The 13987-nt window shown below is 67.3% G+C and carries 14 protein-coding genes; 5 read left to right on the forward strand and 9 right to left on the reverse strand.

From position 1 onward, the window contains the following. Positions 1-192: 192 nt before the first annotated feature. Positions 193-498 carry a hypothetical protein gene (locus tag RE027_RS17275; protein ID WP_368809538.1) on the forward strand — a complete coding sequence of 102 codons (306 nt, stop codon included), beginning with the start codon at positions 193-195 and terminating at the stop codon, positions 496-498. Between the two features lie 60 nt (positions 499-558). Here RE027_RS17275 and RE027_RS17280 read toward each other — a convergent pair whose 3' ends face one another. From RE027_RS17280 to RE027_RS17295, 4 genes are all read right to left on the reverse strand, one after another. Further along, positions 559-1107, reverse strand: a complete 549-nt coding sequence (locus RE027_RS17280) for a DUF805 domain-containing protein (protein WP_368809539.1) — start codon at positions 1105-1107, stop codon at positions 559-561. A 320-nt stretch (positions 1108-1427) separates the two neighbouring features. After that, complete coding sequence (locus RE027_RS17285) at positions 1428-1772, reverse strand: hypothetical protein (RefSeq protein ID WP_368809540.1); 345 nt, start codon at positions 1770-1772, stop codon at positions 1428-1430. A 133-nt stretch (positions 1773-1905) separates the two neighbouring features. Continuing rightward, entirely contained in the window at positions 1906-2256 is a 351-nt protein-coding gene (locus tag RE027_RS17290; RefSeq protein ID WP_368809541.1) for a hypothetical protein, read from the reverse strand. A 370-nt stretch (positions 2257-2626) separates the two neighbouring features. After that, complete coding sequence (locus tag RE027_RS17295; protein ID WP_368809543.1) at positions 2627-3562, reverse strand: EamA family transporter; 936 nt, start codon at positions 3560-3562, stop codon at positions 2627-2629. A gap of 64 nt (positions 3563-3626) precedes the next feature. On the opposite strand from RE027_RS17295, the gene RE027_RS17300 reads away from it, so the two are divergent. Then, positions 3627-4154, forward strand: coding sequence for a MarR family winged helix-turn-helix transcriptional regulator (locus tag RE027_RS17300; protein WP_368809544.1), 528 nt, complete (start codon positions 3627-3629; stop codon positions 4152-4154). 114 nt (positions 4155-4268) lie between these two features. On the opposite strand, the gene RE027_RS17305 is transcribed toward RE027_RS17300, so the two are convergent. After that, positions 4269-5282 (reverse strand): DMT family transporter, encoded by a 1014-nt coding sequence (locus tag RE027_RS17305; protein WP_368809545.1) that lies wholly within the window; start codon positions 5280-5282, stop codon positions 4269-4271. Here RE027_RS17305 and RE027_RS17310 point away from each other — a divergent pair. After that, entirely contained in the window at positions 5271-6203 is a 933-nt protein-coding gene (locus tag RE027_RS17310) for a LysR family transcriptional regulator (RefSeq protein WP_368809546.1), read from the forward strand. The two genes, RE027_RS17305 and RE027_RS17310, sit on opposite strands and share 12 nt — an antisense overlap. A gap of 72 nt (positions 6204-6275) precedes the next feature. Here RE027_RS17310 and RE027_RS17315 read toward each other — a convergent pair whose 3' ends face one another. Further along, positions 6276-7520 (reverse strand): alpha/beta fold hydrolase, encoded by a 1245-nt coding sequence (locus RE027_RS17315; RefSeq protein WP_368809547.1) that lies wholly within the window; start codon positions 7518-7520, stop codon positions 6276-6278. A 536-nt stretch (positions 7521-8056) separates the two neighbouring features. Continuing rightward, a complete protein-coding gene (locus tag RE027_RS17320) occupies positions 8057-8779 on the reverse strand; it encodes a TetR/AcrR family transcriptional regulator (RefSeq protein ID WP_368809548.1) in 723 nt (240 codons plus the stop codon). A 194-nt stretch (positions 8780-8973) separates the two neighbouring features. On the opposite strand from RE027_RS17320, the gene RE027_RS17325 reads away from it, so the two are divergent. Continuing rightward, a complete protein-coding gene (locus tag RE027_RS17325; RefSeq protein WP_368809549.1) occupies positions 8974-9723 on the forward strand; it encodes a DUF4386 domain-containing protein in 750 nt (249 codons plus the stop codon). A gap of 470 nt (positions 9724-10193) precedes the next feature. Further along, positions 10194-12032 (forward strand): serine hydrolase domain-containing protein, encoded by a 1839-nt coding sequence (locus RE027_RS17330; protein WP_368809550.1) that lies wholly within the window; start codon positions 10194-10196, stop codon positions 12030-12032. Positions 12033-12272: 240 nt separating this feature from the next. On the opposite strand, the gene RE027_RS17335 is transcribed toward RE027_RS17330, so the two are convergent. Then, positions 12273-12950 carry a TetR/AcrR family transcriptional regulator gene (locus RE027_RS17335; RefSeq protein WP_368809552.1) on the reverse strand — a complete coding sequence of 226 codons (678 nt, stop codon included), beginning with the start codon at positions 12948-12950 and terminating at the stop codon, positions 12273-12275. Beyond that, entirely contained in the window at positions 12947-13786 is an 840-nt protein-coding gene (locus tag RE027_RS17340; RefSeq protein ID WP_368809553.1) for an alpha/beta fold hydrolase, read from the reverse strand. The genes RE027_RS17335 and RE027_RS17340 overlap by 4 nt, the downstream gene beginning before the upstream one ends. Positions 13787-13987: the final 201 nt, after the last annotated feature.

Raw genomic sequence — 13987 nt, forward strand, 5'->3', positions numbered from 1 at the left:
GCGGCGGCCGCCGAACTCAACGACCGACCCCGAAAACGCCTAGAGTTCCAAAAACCGATCGAGGTGATCGGTGACCTGTTGTTGCAATGACCGCCAGAATCCGCCGAACCCCTACTGCAACAGTCTGGAATGCCGGGGTGCCTCCGGCCGTGCACGGGCGGAGGTGTTGTGCTGGAGCGTTAGTCTCGGCCCATGAATGTCACTGGCGCCAACTCCTCCGAAGCGGTTCCTCCGCGCAAGACGCCCCGGTGGGTGCTGGTTTTGGTTGCCCTGTCCGTGCTCACCCTCCTGGGAGGGGCGCTGGCGGTGTTGCTCAACCCGTTCGAGGCCACCTTTGGGTGGTTTGCGTATGCCCCCATAAGTAGTGAGACGTTCCCCGGCATGACGGTTCTTAGCCCACAGGCCGTAACGGGATGGGTCGGTGTCGGCGTCGGCGCGATCCTCTTGGCTTTCTGCGCCGGCTGGTTCGTGGGCCGGCGCAGCACCGGCCATCGGTAGCAATCCGGAACCGATTGCAGGCCTTTAGAGGGATCGACGGCCCGCAGCCGACAGGTTCGTTCACCGGTCGAAGCGTGCTCCTTCTCGTTTCGGTGACAAGGCGAAGAGCACGAGCAGGACGATGATGCCCAAGAACGGGATGAGAGCGATCAGCTGGAACCACCCGGAGCGATTGGTGTCATGCAGGCGCCGGGCACCCAGGGCGAGATTGGGAATCAGGTGAACCAGGCCAAAGATCAACTCCAATATTGAGAGCAGCTCTCCGATGCCATTGGGCTCCCCCGACGCGTTGGTCCCGATAGTCACTCCCAAGATACTGATGACCGTGGAAACGATGGCCAGGTAAAGGAACACCCACCAGTACTCGGAGCGGCTGGCCCGACCGGAAAATTGGGCGTACTTCGAATAGAAACGCTTGATCGCTTCACTGAACCCGACGTGCTCCCCGGGCTGGGAACCGTAGTTTTGCAAGTTCTGCTGGTGATAACCGCCAGGAACAGCTCGAGGTTGACCGTCATCATGTTGGTTGCCGTTGTAGGTGGGCGGCTGGCCGTAGCCCCGCAAGGACTGCCCTTCAGCGTGCGAGTAGTCCGGGTCCTGGTTGCTCATCGTGGTTCTCCTGCGGGGACGTCGACATTTGGCCTCATCGTATGTGCACCTGCACACCACTGATGGTCCCCACTTCGGCGCCAACCGGCTACCACTCGATAAGCCACCGCACGTGAACAACCCCTGCTTCGACATCGCTTTCGTGGGACCCGCACGCATGGAGACCTTATGTAAGGTTGCCCCACGGTATGGCCGACCTGTCGGTAAGGAGCACTCACGGGTCTCGTCTGAGAGGGCGAGAGAAGGGCAGGAAGTAGACCCCGGAGTCTCGCCATACCCTCCAGCTGAGCCCGCGGAGGGATTTCTTGCCCACCAGTGGATCAAGCAGCCGGTGGAGCCTCGTCGATGAACGTGAACATGACGGTCATGACCGGCCCCAAGGGGTCCTCGGGGTCTGTGGGCACCAACGCCGTCCGCAGGCGGGCCGGCAGGTCGGGGATCGGTTCCTCCCACGGGATGAACCCTTCCCGGGTGCCATGGACGTAGGTGCCGACACGGATCTTGTCCTGCTCATGAAGCCCCACGATGTAGTCGATGGCGTTTTCCTCGGTGGCGGGCAGGCCGTAGGCGGTGGCATCGTCGATCACGTTGGCGACCATCACCCAGTCGATCTCGTTGCGCTCCCGCAGCAGGCGCTCCAGTCCTGCACAGTCCGGGGTATTCATCGCCGTTCCTTTCCTCCACTGTGCTCGTGGTTCCTACGCCTGAGGTCGCGGGACCAGGCTCGTCTTCCCACCGCCTCGACGCGATACCAGCGGTCGTGGGCACGGTCACCCGGCTCACGGGCGCCGCCGAGGCCTATGGGACCCGGACCTCGCAGGTCTTGCCGGTCGGTGTCCCGTCCAGGGTGAATTGGAGTCGGAGGGTCCCGGGCACCTCCGGGGGCTGGGGCACGAACTCCCAGGCGCTCTCCCACTCGGTGCCGTCCCCGGCCGCCTGTCCGGCGACCAGGCGGTACTCGGTACCGAGCTCATCGTTGAGCACCACCCCGACCCGGTCCAGGACGGAGAACCCCGGCATGAGCGGCACCGGCTCCTCCTCGGCCATCTGCTCCTGCCGCCGCTGGGCCCAGGCCAGGTGGGCAGCTTGGAACTGGCCGTCCCGGCGCATGGTCTCGGCCCCGCGCACCGCGGCGAGACTGACTCGCACGCCGTGGCCACCCGTTGGCTCCTGCGCGTGGGGAGACAGACTGGCGGCGAGGTCGATGCCGGCGAAACGCACATCGATTCCGTCGCTGGTGGCGATTACCAGATTGGCAGGAGCAGAGACGATGGATCCCATGCCCCCACCGTAGAGACATCGACATGCCTTGGGTTCTCGCGCCACGCGCCCTCGGTCCCCACTGGTCCGCGGAATTCGGAAAGCACCTCAATCGACCGCCGGGCGCTGCCTCACGCCCGGGCACGAACCCCTACTGCACCCCTGTAGAACGTTCAACCGCCCGTGGCGGGGCCCTGCAAAACGCGCGCCCGGCGCGCTCAGACCTCAACCGAGTGACGACGCACGATGCGGTCCATCCCTACGGTGCAGCCGGAACACTGGTGGGGCATGCGGCGGGCGCTCTACCTGACCGCTTGGGTCGTCGCGGCGTGCCAGAGGGTCGGTGTGCGGCGGTCTGACCGATCACCGCGGCCACCAGGGCCAGGGCGAAGCCGGCGCTCTGCACCCCGGACAGGGCTTGTCCCAGCCAGAGCCAGCCGATCAGGGCGGCTACCACGGGGCTGAGCACTCCCAGCAGGGCCGTGCTGGTGGCCGGCAGGTGGCGCCCGGCGGAGAACCACACCGCGTAGGCGATCGCGGTGCCCGGTATGGCCAGCCATGCGTAGCCGGCGACCGCCGGGCCGTCCAGCACGAAGGCCCCGTTGTCCAGCAGGGGCACCAGCGGGGCGATCACCACGGCCCCGAGCACCAGCTGCCACCCCGTGACCGCCAGTCCGCTCATCCCTGGGGGGAGGCCCCAGCGGCGGGTCAGCACCACCCCGGTGGCCATCGAGACCGCCCCGGTAAAAGCGGCCGTGATCCCGAGGGCGTCCACGGTGACCGGTCCGGCGAACACCGCCATCCCCACCCCGGCCACCGCGACCACCGCCCAGACCAGCTGCTTGGCCGGGGTGGGCTGCCCGAAGGCCAGCATCAGCACCACCGCGACGATCAGCGGCTGGGCCGAGCCCACCACTGCTGCCAGCCCACCGGGCAGCCGGTAGGCGCCGAGGAACAGCAGCGGGAAGAACGCCCCGATGTTGAGCAGCGACAGCACCACCAGCCTCCCCCGCCACGAGGCGGGCGGAACCTGCCGGGTCAGCAGCAACAGGAGCACCCCGGCAGGTGCCGCCCGCAGCAGGGCCGCGGTCATCGGCCGCTCCGGGGGCAGCAGCTCGGTGGTCACCGCATAGGTCGTGCCCCACACCACCGGGGCGAGAGCCCCGAGCAGGGTGGCCCGGGTGCGGTCGGTCATCAGATGCGGCATCCCAACCCCTCAATTGCTTAGCAGTAAGTTAGTTGAAAGGTATAGTGGTTCCATGACCAGGACAAGACCGCCCGAGCGTGACGATGTGGATGCGCTCGTGGCCCAGTGGGCCCAGCAGCGACCGGAGCTGGAGACTCGGGCGATGGAAATCTTCGGGCGGATCTACCGGCTGTCCGCGCAGATGGGTGAGCGGATGGAAGCCGCCTACGCCCCCTACGGGATCAGCCGCGGGGAGTTCGACGTGCTGGCGGCCCTGCGCCGGTCCGGGGCTCCGTACCGGTTGGCGCCCAAGAATTTGGCGCGGTCGTTGATGATCACCACCGGGGGGATGACCGGCCGGCTCACCCGCCTGACCGACGCGGGGCTGATCAGAAGGGTGCCCCATCCCAGCGACAAGCGCTGTCTCTACGCCGAGCTCACCGCAGCAGGGCTCGAGGTCATCGACCAGGCCGTGGTTGCCGGGGTGGACGCCCAGGCCTTCGTGGCCGAACGCCTCGGTGACGAGCGGGCCCGGGCCCTGGCCGATCACCTACGGGCCGCCCTGCAGATCCTCACCACCACACCCCCACAGACACCGTAAGAGGCCCAGGTTAAGTTAACTACCGGGACTCCCGGACCCTGGACCCACACCCACCTGGGCCGTCGGACCAACAGATCAGAACAGCGGCCTCCAACAATGCCCGAACCGGGACGCTCATCGGGAGACTTCAGCGCTTTCCAGGGTGGGCTCGATGGTGTGGCGGTGGTCGGTCTCGGCGCGTTGCCCGAGGTAGGTGCCGGTGATGATCAGCACCGCGCCCGCAGCTGCCACGAGGGTGAGGGTGTCGTTGCCGAGACTGACGCCGATCGCCACCGCCCAGATCGGCTCGGTGCCCATCAGCAGGCTGGCCCGGGACGCCGAGGTCTGGCGGATCGCCCAGGTCTGGACCACGAAGGCGAACACGCTGCAACCCAGCCCCAGATAGAGCACCGCCGCCCACTGGGCGGACGTGAAGGTCTGGACAGCACCCACCACCCCGGAGGGGTCGGCGGCGGTGAACACCACCGCGCACACCACCGCCTGGATCAAGGTGAGGTTCACCGAGCTGAACTGCCTCCCCCGGGTGAGCCTGGCCAGTGCGGTCACGTGGATCGAACGCACCAGTGCCGCGGCCAGCACCAGCCCATCTCCGGTTCTCGGGGCGTGCAGTCCGTCCCCGGACACCAACAGGCACACCCCGACCACTGCCACCGCCCCGGCCACGAACACCGCCCGCGGCACCGGCACCCGCGCAGCGGCTGCTTCAATCACGGGGGTGAACACCACGGTGAGGCTGATGATCAGCCCCGCACTGGTCGCGCTGGTGCCGGCGATCCCGTAGGTCTCCAGCACCAGCACCGCGGCCTGGGTGGCGCCCAGCACGATCCCGGTGACCACCTCCCGACGGGAGGGGGCGCACCGGAGCAGCATCCACCACCACGCCCCCAAAGCGATCGCGGTGATGATGAACCGCAGGGAAAGGATCGTGGGGACGCTCACGACCCCGGTCAGGGTTTTCGCCGCCAGGTAGCTGCTGCCCCACACCACCGCCACCAGCAGCAACAACAGATCGACCCGGCGAGAAGCAACAAAGGATGTCAGCACCCGTCCACCCTCACAGCCCACCACCGTGAAGACCAGAGACGGACTGCTGCACTGAAGGTTTAGGATTTGCTTATGGATCTGCACCAGCTGCGTCTGCTGCGCGAGCTCGGGGACCGCGGCAGCGTGGCCGCCGTCGCCCGGGCCTTCTACGTCACTCCCTCGGCGGTGTCCCAGCAACTGGCCGCCCTGCAGCGCACCAGCCCCGTACCCCTGACCCGCAAGCAGGGCCGGACCCTGGTGCTCACCGACGCCGGCCACGCCCTGGCACGGGCCGCGGTGGGAGTCGCCACCGCGATGGCAGCCGCCGAGCACGCCGTGACCCAGTACGTGGAGGACCCCGCAGCCCCGGTCAGCGTGGCCGCCTTCCACAGCGCCGGACTGGCCTACTTTCCCGCACTGCTCCAAGCCATGACCGCTGACGAGGCACCCGTGGCGAGCTGCCACGACCGCGACGTCGCACAAGAGGACTTCCCGGCACTGACCGCCGACTTCGACCTGGTCATCGCCCACCGCCTGGAACACACCCGCCCCTGGCCCGAGGCGGTGCAGGTCCTCCCACTGGTGCGCGAACCACTCGACATCGCCCTGGCCGCACACCACCGGCTGGCCCACCAGGCCCACGTGAGCCCGGAGGACCTGGTGGGCGAGCACTGGATCTCGGTGCACAAGGGGTTCCCCCTGGACCAAGCCCTCCACCTGCTGGGCGCGACCACCGCACATCCGGTGGAAATCACCCACCGGATCAACGAGTTCTTCGTGACCTCCGCCGTCGTGGCCACCGGCCAAGCGATCGCCCTCATGCCTCGCTACACCACAGCCGCCCCCGCCGGCGCCCACATCGTGCTCAAACCCCTGACAGGCCTTTCTCTCACCCGCAACATCGACGTACTAGCTCGCCCCGAAGCACTGCACCGCACCGCAGCACGCACCGTGCTCACCGCTCTCCAGGACATCGCCGGATCCCCACCGGACAGGACACCGCCCCAGACGGCCACCGAGCAATGACGGAACCCCAACTGCAACAACGTACGGGCTGGCCGAGGTGCGTCGCCGGAGGCAGTCGGGCATGTCCTCGCCCTACGGGGCCAGGGAGCTTGCGGTCCGTACTGCGGAGACGACGTCAAGGATCCCTTCGGCGGTCGCGGCCGCGTCCTTTTGATCGGTGATCAACGATGCGTGGGTGGCCCCGTCGATGACGCGGTGGGCGCTGTTGGTCGACAGCGCGGCAAGGGCCTCCTGGGACGCCGCCCAGTCGGGTGCGCCCCCGCTGCCTGCGGTCAGAACGACCAGCGGCTTATCGGTGAAGTCCTTCAGCGCGGCGGCCTGCTGCACAGAGGATCCTGCGTGGTTGTACTCCTCGATCGTGCTCCGTAAGTGGTCGGGGCTCTGGAGGTCCAACAACCGGCCCAGGCCCAGTCGGGATGCGCCGACGACCAGCGCGGTGACACGGTCCATCGTGTCGTCGGCGTCCGCGTGAGTGGCCGATGCTGCATCTGGCTCCGGGTTCGGTGCCGGCGCGGTGGAATCCACGAGGACCAGCCCGGCTACCTCCTCGGGATAGCGGGCAGCGAACGTGAGGGCATAGAGGCCCCCGAACGAATGCCCGGCCAGCACGTAGGGTCCCGGCTCGTTCCCACGCTGCAGCAACGTGTGCAGATCGGTGGCGATCTGCGCCCCGTCCTGGACGGTGTTCGCCGGATCGCTCCATCCACGGCCTGCCCGGTCGTAGACGCACACCCGGGTCCCACGGGCAACCACCGGTGCGATCAAGGCCAGGTCAGACGCCATCTGGCCTGCGCCCGGTTCGAGCACGACGGTAGGAGCACCTGAGCCGGTGCAGTTCAGGTACAGGCGATGACCACCGACGTCGATCAACCGACCCTGCACCGGAGAGGCCTGTGCATCCACCGCTTGACGCACGGTTTCGCAGCCGCCCCCCACCGAGGCCAGAACCAGCACCGCGATCACGGGGTAGAGCAGCACGCGTCCGCTGCGGCTGCGAAGCTGCCGACGGGCGTGGACGACCATCCAGACGGCTAACACCAGCAACGCCGGAGGCCACAGCCAGGCGAGTCTCTCCTGCATCGGGGAACCGAACGCCATCAGCAAGACACCGCCCAGACCCATGAACAGCGCCGGAGCCACGGCCCATCTCTGGGGTTGGTCCGTGAACCTCACCGACAGCACCGCAAGCAGGACCCATCCCAGCGCAAACCCCACCAGAATGGCCCCGGTCACCCCAGTTTCGGTTGCCGGAACGAACGAGGCGGCGGCCAGCAGCAGTGCAACCAGCACCCCGGCAATCATCGAGCCGGCCACCACCCCACCAAGGTGTCCCTTGCGCGAAGAATCATCGGGGGAAGGGCGGCCCCGACCCCTGGGTGTGGGGTTTGTGGGAGTGTGACTCACTGTGGGCTCGATTCTATGCACTGCTGGCCTCATGCAAGGGCAGCCCTCTGTTCTTAAGGCACGTGACGCCGATCCGACAGTAAGCCTTCTCCACCCATCGGAGACAGCTCTCTGGGAAAAGGCCCGCCAGGAGAAGACCACACCCGATCGGGTGGTTGAAACCACCGGGTTGCGCTTGGGCTCTGGCAGTACGTTGCCAGGTCCGTCGTCAGCGCTCCGGGGCCACAACTTGTGGGGCATGCGTGCTCCGACAGAGGTAAGTCCCCGCATCCCCGCCTCTGCCCGTAAGCTCCGGCGAAGGCCGACATGGTCTGCGGTGAGCACCCCAGACAGTCCAGAAGGTGATGACCAGGGTGCCGGCTCCTCACCAGCGGCAGTCGAACGCCCGGCACTGCAGGTACCGCAAAACGGAATCCCTCAGCATGCCACTGCTGCCCCACCGCGAGGACTCAGGAACCGGTGGAGCTCCAGCCCTGCTGGTGGAGTCGCTCGATACCCTCGAGCAGGACGTCCAGGGCGAACTCGAACTCGACCTGTTCATCACAACCCTCACCGGCCGATGGACCTTTTTGCTGGGAAGCGGCGGTGGCGATGGCGATGATGTGGGGGTACTGATCGGCGAACTGCTCGAACATGACAGCCCGCGCAACCGGGTCGGCAGGTGGTTCCGGTGTAGGGAACACGTCCTGGGTGAATCCCCACATCCGGGTGCCCAGGGCGTGCATGGCGTGGTGGGTGAGGTCGGCGGAAACACCACCAGCCAGGAAGATCCCCATGAGCGAGTCCATGTACTCCAGCACCACCGGTGAGGCCTGCGTGCGCGACTGGATCACTTGACAGGCCCAGCGGTGACGCGCCAAGGACTGTCGGGCTGAGAGGATCCGCTCCCGCACCGCGGTCCTCCACTCAGCCTCGAGGCGGGGAGGGTCGATCGCGGCGACGACCACATCGACCATGCCGTCAAGAAGCTCCTCTTTGCTCGCCACATGCTTGTACAGCGCCATGGGAACCACACCCAGTTGCTGAGCCAGACTGCGCATGCTCAGCGCCTCAATACCGGAGGTGTCGGCGAAGACCACGGCGGCGCGCAGCACCCGGTCTCGACTCAATGGAGCGCGACGATGGGTCTTCACGGACCCATCCAGCACGGCCTCCTCCTTTGGAATCGTCATGGTCATTCCCTCCCTTGCCGGGTATACATCGTACACCTACACTCAGGCATGAGGTGTACGTCGTACACTTTCTGCTCCATCAGGCGAAGAGTTCAACTTCCCACCACTTGGGACCGCCCTACCCGCCCGGCTTAGCCCGACACACCGCTCACCGCCCGGTGGGAGCTGCCACCACTGCCCACGAGGACACCGACATGGCCATCACCGACCGCACCACCGCCTCCCCGAAAGCCCCGATAGCGCCGGAGCGCAAGACCGCCCTGGTCGCGGGCGCGATCTACCTGCTGACCTTCATCTCGATCCCCACCCTGGCCCTGTACACCCCGGTGCACGATCCGGACTACGTCTTGGGCCCCGGGCCCGACACCCCGGTGCTGATCGGGGTGGCCCTGGAAACCATCGTGGCCCTGGCCTGCATCGGCACCGCCGTCGTCCTGCACCCGGTGCTCAAACGAGTCAATGAGGCGGCTTCGCTAGGTTTCATCGCCGCCCGAACCTTGGAGGCGGCCACCATCTTCGCCAGTGTGGCGTGCCTGCTGACGGTCGTGAGCCTGCGGCAGGCCGGAGTGGGGGCCGATGCGCTGGTCAGCGCCCAAGCCCTGATGACCTTGCGCGACTGGATGTTCCTCACCGGACAGGGCTTTCTGCCCGCTGTGAACGCCGTGCTGCTGGGGTCCCTGCTGTACCGGGCACGCCTGGTGCCGCGGCTCCTACCGATGATGGGCCTTATCGGAGCCCCGCTGCTGGTGGCATCGGCCATAGCCACCGTGTTTAACCTGTGGGGTCAGGTCTCCGCACTGGCAGGCCTGGCCGCCCTGCCGATCGCGCTGTGGGAATTCTCCCTGGGCATATGGCTGGTCGTGAAGGGTTTCAAGCCCTCCCCCTTCACCGCGGGACCAGCCACCGCCGTCACCCCGACCCCCCACCACAACGGCCGAAAATGAGCTTTATTCCGGGCCTCCGTCACAGATGGAACCCCAACTGCATCGTCGTGCCCGCGTGCAATGTCCGGTAGCCGGCCATATGCAAAGCGCAGGAATGTCGGTAGAGCCCTGCCTGCTGATCGTGAGCTCGGGAATCTGCCTTCTCCCTGCGGGCCGCCCCAGAGGCAAGCCAGGTCAGATGACAGCTGATAGCGCGGTAGCCCCTCGCGCGGAAGCCGCGCTCATGCCAAGCCTCGAATCACGCCCAGGTGGTTCACCGGAACCGATGGTTGAACCGTCACAGATAAACGTCATGGTCGGCGAAGGACAACTATGGGCCCATGCACGTCAACCTGGCCGGGACCCCATCGGTCCCCGTGGCCTTACCGCGCACTGTGCGGCTGGTGCTGCTTTTGACCCTTGCGATCCTTCTCCTGAGCGGCCATCTCACCGCCTTGCCCGCTGCTGCTGCCGCGCACGGGAGGCAGGACGTGCAGGAGCTGTCCACCGGCGACGTCGACACGTGGCTGGACGGGCTCGTCCCTGCCTTCCTGGACGCCGAGCGGATTCCGGGGGCGACGGTGGCCGTCGTCTCCGGCGGTGAGATCGTCACATTGCGCGGCTTCGGAGCCGCCGACCGCCCTCGCTGGGTGCCCGGGTCCACCCCGGTGGACCCGCAGGACCACCTGTTCCGGATCGGGTCGGTCTCCAAGCTCTTCACCGCCACCGCGGTGATGCAGCAGGTCGAGCGCGGTGCCCTGGATCTGGACGCCGACGTCGGCGAGCACCTCGACTTCGATCTCGAGCTCCCCCGGGGGCAGGTGACGCTGCGGCACCTGCTCAGCCACACCGCCGGCTTCGAGGAGCGCATGGACCACCTCATCACTGCCCACCCCGAGAAGGTCCGGGACCTGCGCACCGAACTCGCCGAGAACCCCCCGCACCAGATCTTCGCCCCGGGCACCACCCCGGCCTACTCCAACTACGGCAACGCCCTGGCCGGCTACGTGGTTGAACGTGTCACCGGTGTCCCGTTCGCCGACTACGTGCGCACCGAGATCCTCGACCCGCTGGGCATGACCTCCACCTCCGCCGAGCAGCCACTGCCTCCGGCACTGACCGATCGGATGGCTGCCGGTTTCTCCGCCCCGGAGGCCGAGCCGGCGCCCTTCGAGTACATCTCCGTTGCCCCGGCCGGGTCCGTGAGCAGCACCGGGCGCGACATGGCCGCTTTCATGAACTTCCACCTGGGCCACGGCCCTGACGAGGTGCTGGGCCCAGATGCCTTGGCGGACATGCACGCCCCGGCGCTGCCGCCCCAGGATCTGGGCGGGCTCGGCGCCGGGGAGCAGATGACACTGGGGCTCCGGGGCTATGAGATGCGTGGGGAACGGGTGCTTGCCCACGGCGGGGACACGACCCTGTTCCACAGCGAACTGAGCCTCTTCCCCGAGGCGGACACCGGCCTGTTCGTCTCCCTCAACGGAAACGGGGCCAACGCTCTCAGCACGGCACAGTTGCGCCACCAGCTGGTCGGTCAGTTCGCCCGCCGCTATATCACCCCACCCGAACAAACTGTGCCCGAGCCAACGCCTGGGGCCGCCGAGCGGGCCGCCGCAGTGGCCGGTTTCTACCGCAGTGAACGACGGGCCCAATCCAGTGCCGCAGCCCTGGTCGGATCCGCCTTCATCGTCGCCGTGACCGCCGAGCCCGATGGAACGATCACCGCCGGCCATCGGTTCCTTCCGACAAGAACGACCATGCAAGAGGTCGAGCCCTGGCTGTGGCGCGAGGTCGGAGGCACGGACACCCTCGCGGCGCGGACGGACGAGCACGGCAACGTCCGCGACATCACCCTGCTCGCCTACTGGGCCGAAGGCAAGGTCAGCGCCTGGCACGGATACTTCGTGCAGCATCTACTGCTGCTGGCGGCTCTGCTGGTCCTCATCGTCACACTGGTCGCCTGGCCGGTGAACCGCCTGCGCCGACGACGACGCTGGACCACGGACCAATCCGACACCCGCCCTAGACGCGTGCGCCGGCTGGCCTACGCCGCCCCGGTCCTCGTGCTGGTGGGGGTGGTGGTGTTCGCCTCGAGCATCCGGATGGAGGATTACACCCTGGTGCGGCCCCTCACCCGCGCCGGGCAGGCGTTGCTGCTGCTCGGCGTCCTCGGCGTGGTCCCGGCCGCTTGGCACCTCGCTGGCACAATCAGTCGTCGCGCCGGGATCTTCGCCGTGAGCGGTGCGGCGCTCCTGACCTTGTCCCTGACCTACATCACCGGCTACGCCGTGATCTACCGCATCCTGTGGCCCGATCTGAGCATCTGATCTGAGTGATCGAGCCTGCAGGACACGCTCGGGTCGCGGACCAGAACCTGGAAAGAGCGTGACACACGATGGGTGGCCCCGTACCAACGGGTCCGCAGGGCCCCGTGCGCCAGACCGAGCACCATCAACCAGGAGTAGTCGTCATGCCCCTGCACCTCACCCAGTGGAAAGCCCGCCCAGGAACCCCATTTGCAATGTCCCGGAGGTGGGTTCTTTGCGGTACCGGGGCGCGCTGGTGGGTCAGTGGGCGGGCTGGGAGTCGTCGGCCAGTGCCCGTATAAGACCTTCGGCGAGCTCGCGGAACGCGGCCGCACCGGGGGCTGGATCGGAGGGGCTGTCGGGTTCGAGCCCGGTGACCACGAGGTCGGCCAGCAGCTCGAAGGTCGCTTCCACGGGCGGTGTCGTCTCATCGCTCAACAGAGGCTCGGCCAGCAACGGGCCCACGGAGAGCACACTGATCAGATGGCTGGTCACGGCGGGATCAACGTCGGCCCTCAGCAACCCGGCATCAGTGAGTTGTTGCAGGAATGCCGTTCCGAGCAGCACGCGGGGGCGATAGCGTTCGGGTCCTCGCAGCAGCCCGTCGAGGATGCGTCCGTTGTCTGCGTAGAGGGCGCGCATGAACGGGCGCTCAAGCAGCACCGCGATCGAGTGGCGGTAGATGCCCGACAGTCGCCCGCCTTCGGGGTCGGCCTCGACTCGGGAGCACGTCTGCGCGATGTAGTGGCTGAACTCGCGCCGCACGGCGGCGTCGACCAGGGCGGCTTTGCTGGGGAACTCCAGATAGACGGCGCCCTTGGAGATCCCGACGTCCCGGGCGATCTCATCGATGGAGGTGCGTCGGACACCCGAGCGCAGAATGAGTGCGACGGTGGCATCGAGCAGCTTCTCCCGCCGGTGGGCGTCGCGGGCGCTCACCGCGTCTTCCCGGCCGGTGCGTGCTCTGCCAGGAACTCCACCAGGACGCGGTTGAAGAACGCGGGATTGTCCTGGTTGGCGTTGTGCCGGGCGTCCGGGACGATCTCATACCGTGCCTGGGGATCTCGTGCGGCCCATGCCGGGGCTGACCTGGCGATGGTGCCGGTCCGGTCCTCGTCACCGTGGGTCAGCAGCAGTGGGTGCTCGATCCGATAGCCGGGGCGGGGCCGGGGAACCCGGGTGACCGCATCCCAGACGGCCAGGAACTCTTGCTTGCTCAGCGCGCTCATCGCCTCTCGGGCATAGGCCCGCACCCCGGGGCTGAGGGCCAGCGAGGTTGCCATCAGCCCCTGCAGGTGCCCATAGGGCCACAACCGGAACCACAGCAACGAACTGCGCAGCAGGAACAGCTCCGCACGCGAGATCGGAGCCGTCGTACAGGTCGCCCCGATGATCCCCAGGGCGAGGATGCGCTGGGGGTACCGCAGCACCAGGTCCTGGGCGACATAGGCCCCCAATGACTGACCGACCACCACGAACCGATCGGCGGTGACCTCCCCGACCAGCGCGAGCACGTCGTCCGCCAGGTCCGTCACCTGCAACGGCCCCGGTCCGATCGGTTTGGACACCCCGTGCCCCCGCAGGTCCATCGTCATCACCCGGTAGCCCGCCTCCAGCAGCGGCCCCACCTGGGTGCCGAACATGCGGTGATCCATCGTCGCCCCATGCAGCAACACCACCAGAGGCGCCATCTCCGGGCCACACACCCAGGCATGCAGAAAACACCCGGAGCGTTCCACCACCACTTCCCGCACCTGACCAATCACATCACTCACCCACCAAGATTGACCGTTTTAACGCATCTGGTCAATTGGTCACATGGGGATGGGTTGCACCTCTGGGGCACAGGGGTCCACTACGGCACCACCCCACGGAACAGCGCGGAATCCCCGCATGATAGGGGAACGGCGGATTCTGGCGGTCATTGCAACAGCAGGTCGCCGATCACCTCGATCGGTTTGAAGGAACTCTAGGCG

Origin of the sequence: Kocuria sabuli, from assembly GCF_040981185.1 — a bacterium.
Taxonomy (GTDB): domain Bacteria; phylum Actinomycetota; class Actinomycetes; order Actinomycetales; family Micrococcaceae; genus Kocuria; species Kocuria sabuli.

Bases quoted from the DNA above. Each gene is read 5' to 3' on its own strand.
- RE027_RS17310 (WP_368809546.1), top strand. From the start codon at position 5,271: ATGGATCTGCACCAGCTGCGTCTGCTGCGCGAGCTCGGGGACCGCGGC.
- RE027_RS17280 (WP_368809539.1), bottom strand. From the start codon at position 1,107: ATGAGCAACCAGGACCCGGACTACTCGCACGCTGAAGGGCAGTCCTTG.
- RE027_RS17275 (WP_368809538.1), top strand. From the start codon at position 193: ATGAATGTCACTGGCGCCAACTCCTCCGAAGCGGTTCCTCCGCGCAAG.
- RE027_RS17300 (WP_368809544.1), top strand. From the start codon at position 3,627: ATGACCAGGACAAGACCGCCCGAGCGTGACGATGTGGATGCGCTCGTG.
- RE027_RS17325 (WP_368809549.1), top strand. From the start codon at position 8,974: ATGGCCATCACCGACCGCACCACCGCCTCCCCGAAAGCCCCGATAGCG.
- RE027_RS17320 (WP_368809548.1), bottom strand. From the start codon at position 8,779: ATGACGATTCCAAAGGAGGAGGCCGTGCTGGATGGGTCCGTGAAGACC.
- RE027_RS17285 (WP_368809540.1), bottom strand. From the start codon at position 1,772: ATGAATACCCCGGACTGTGCAGGACTGGAGCGCCTGCTGCGGGAGCGC.
- RE027_RS17295 (WP_368809543.1), bottom strand. From the start codon at position 3,562: ATGACCGACCGCACCCGGGCCACCCTGCTCGGGGCTCTCGCCCCGGTG.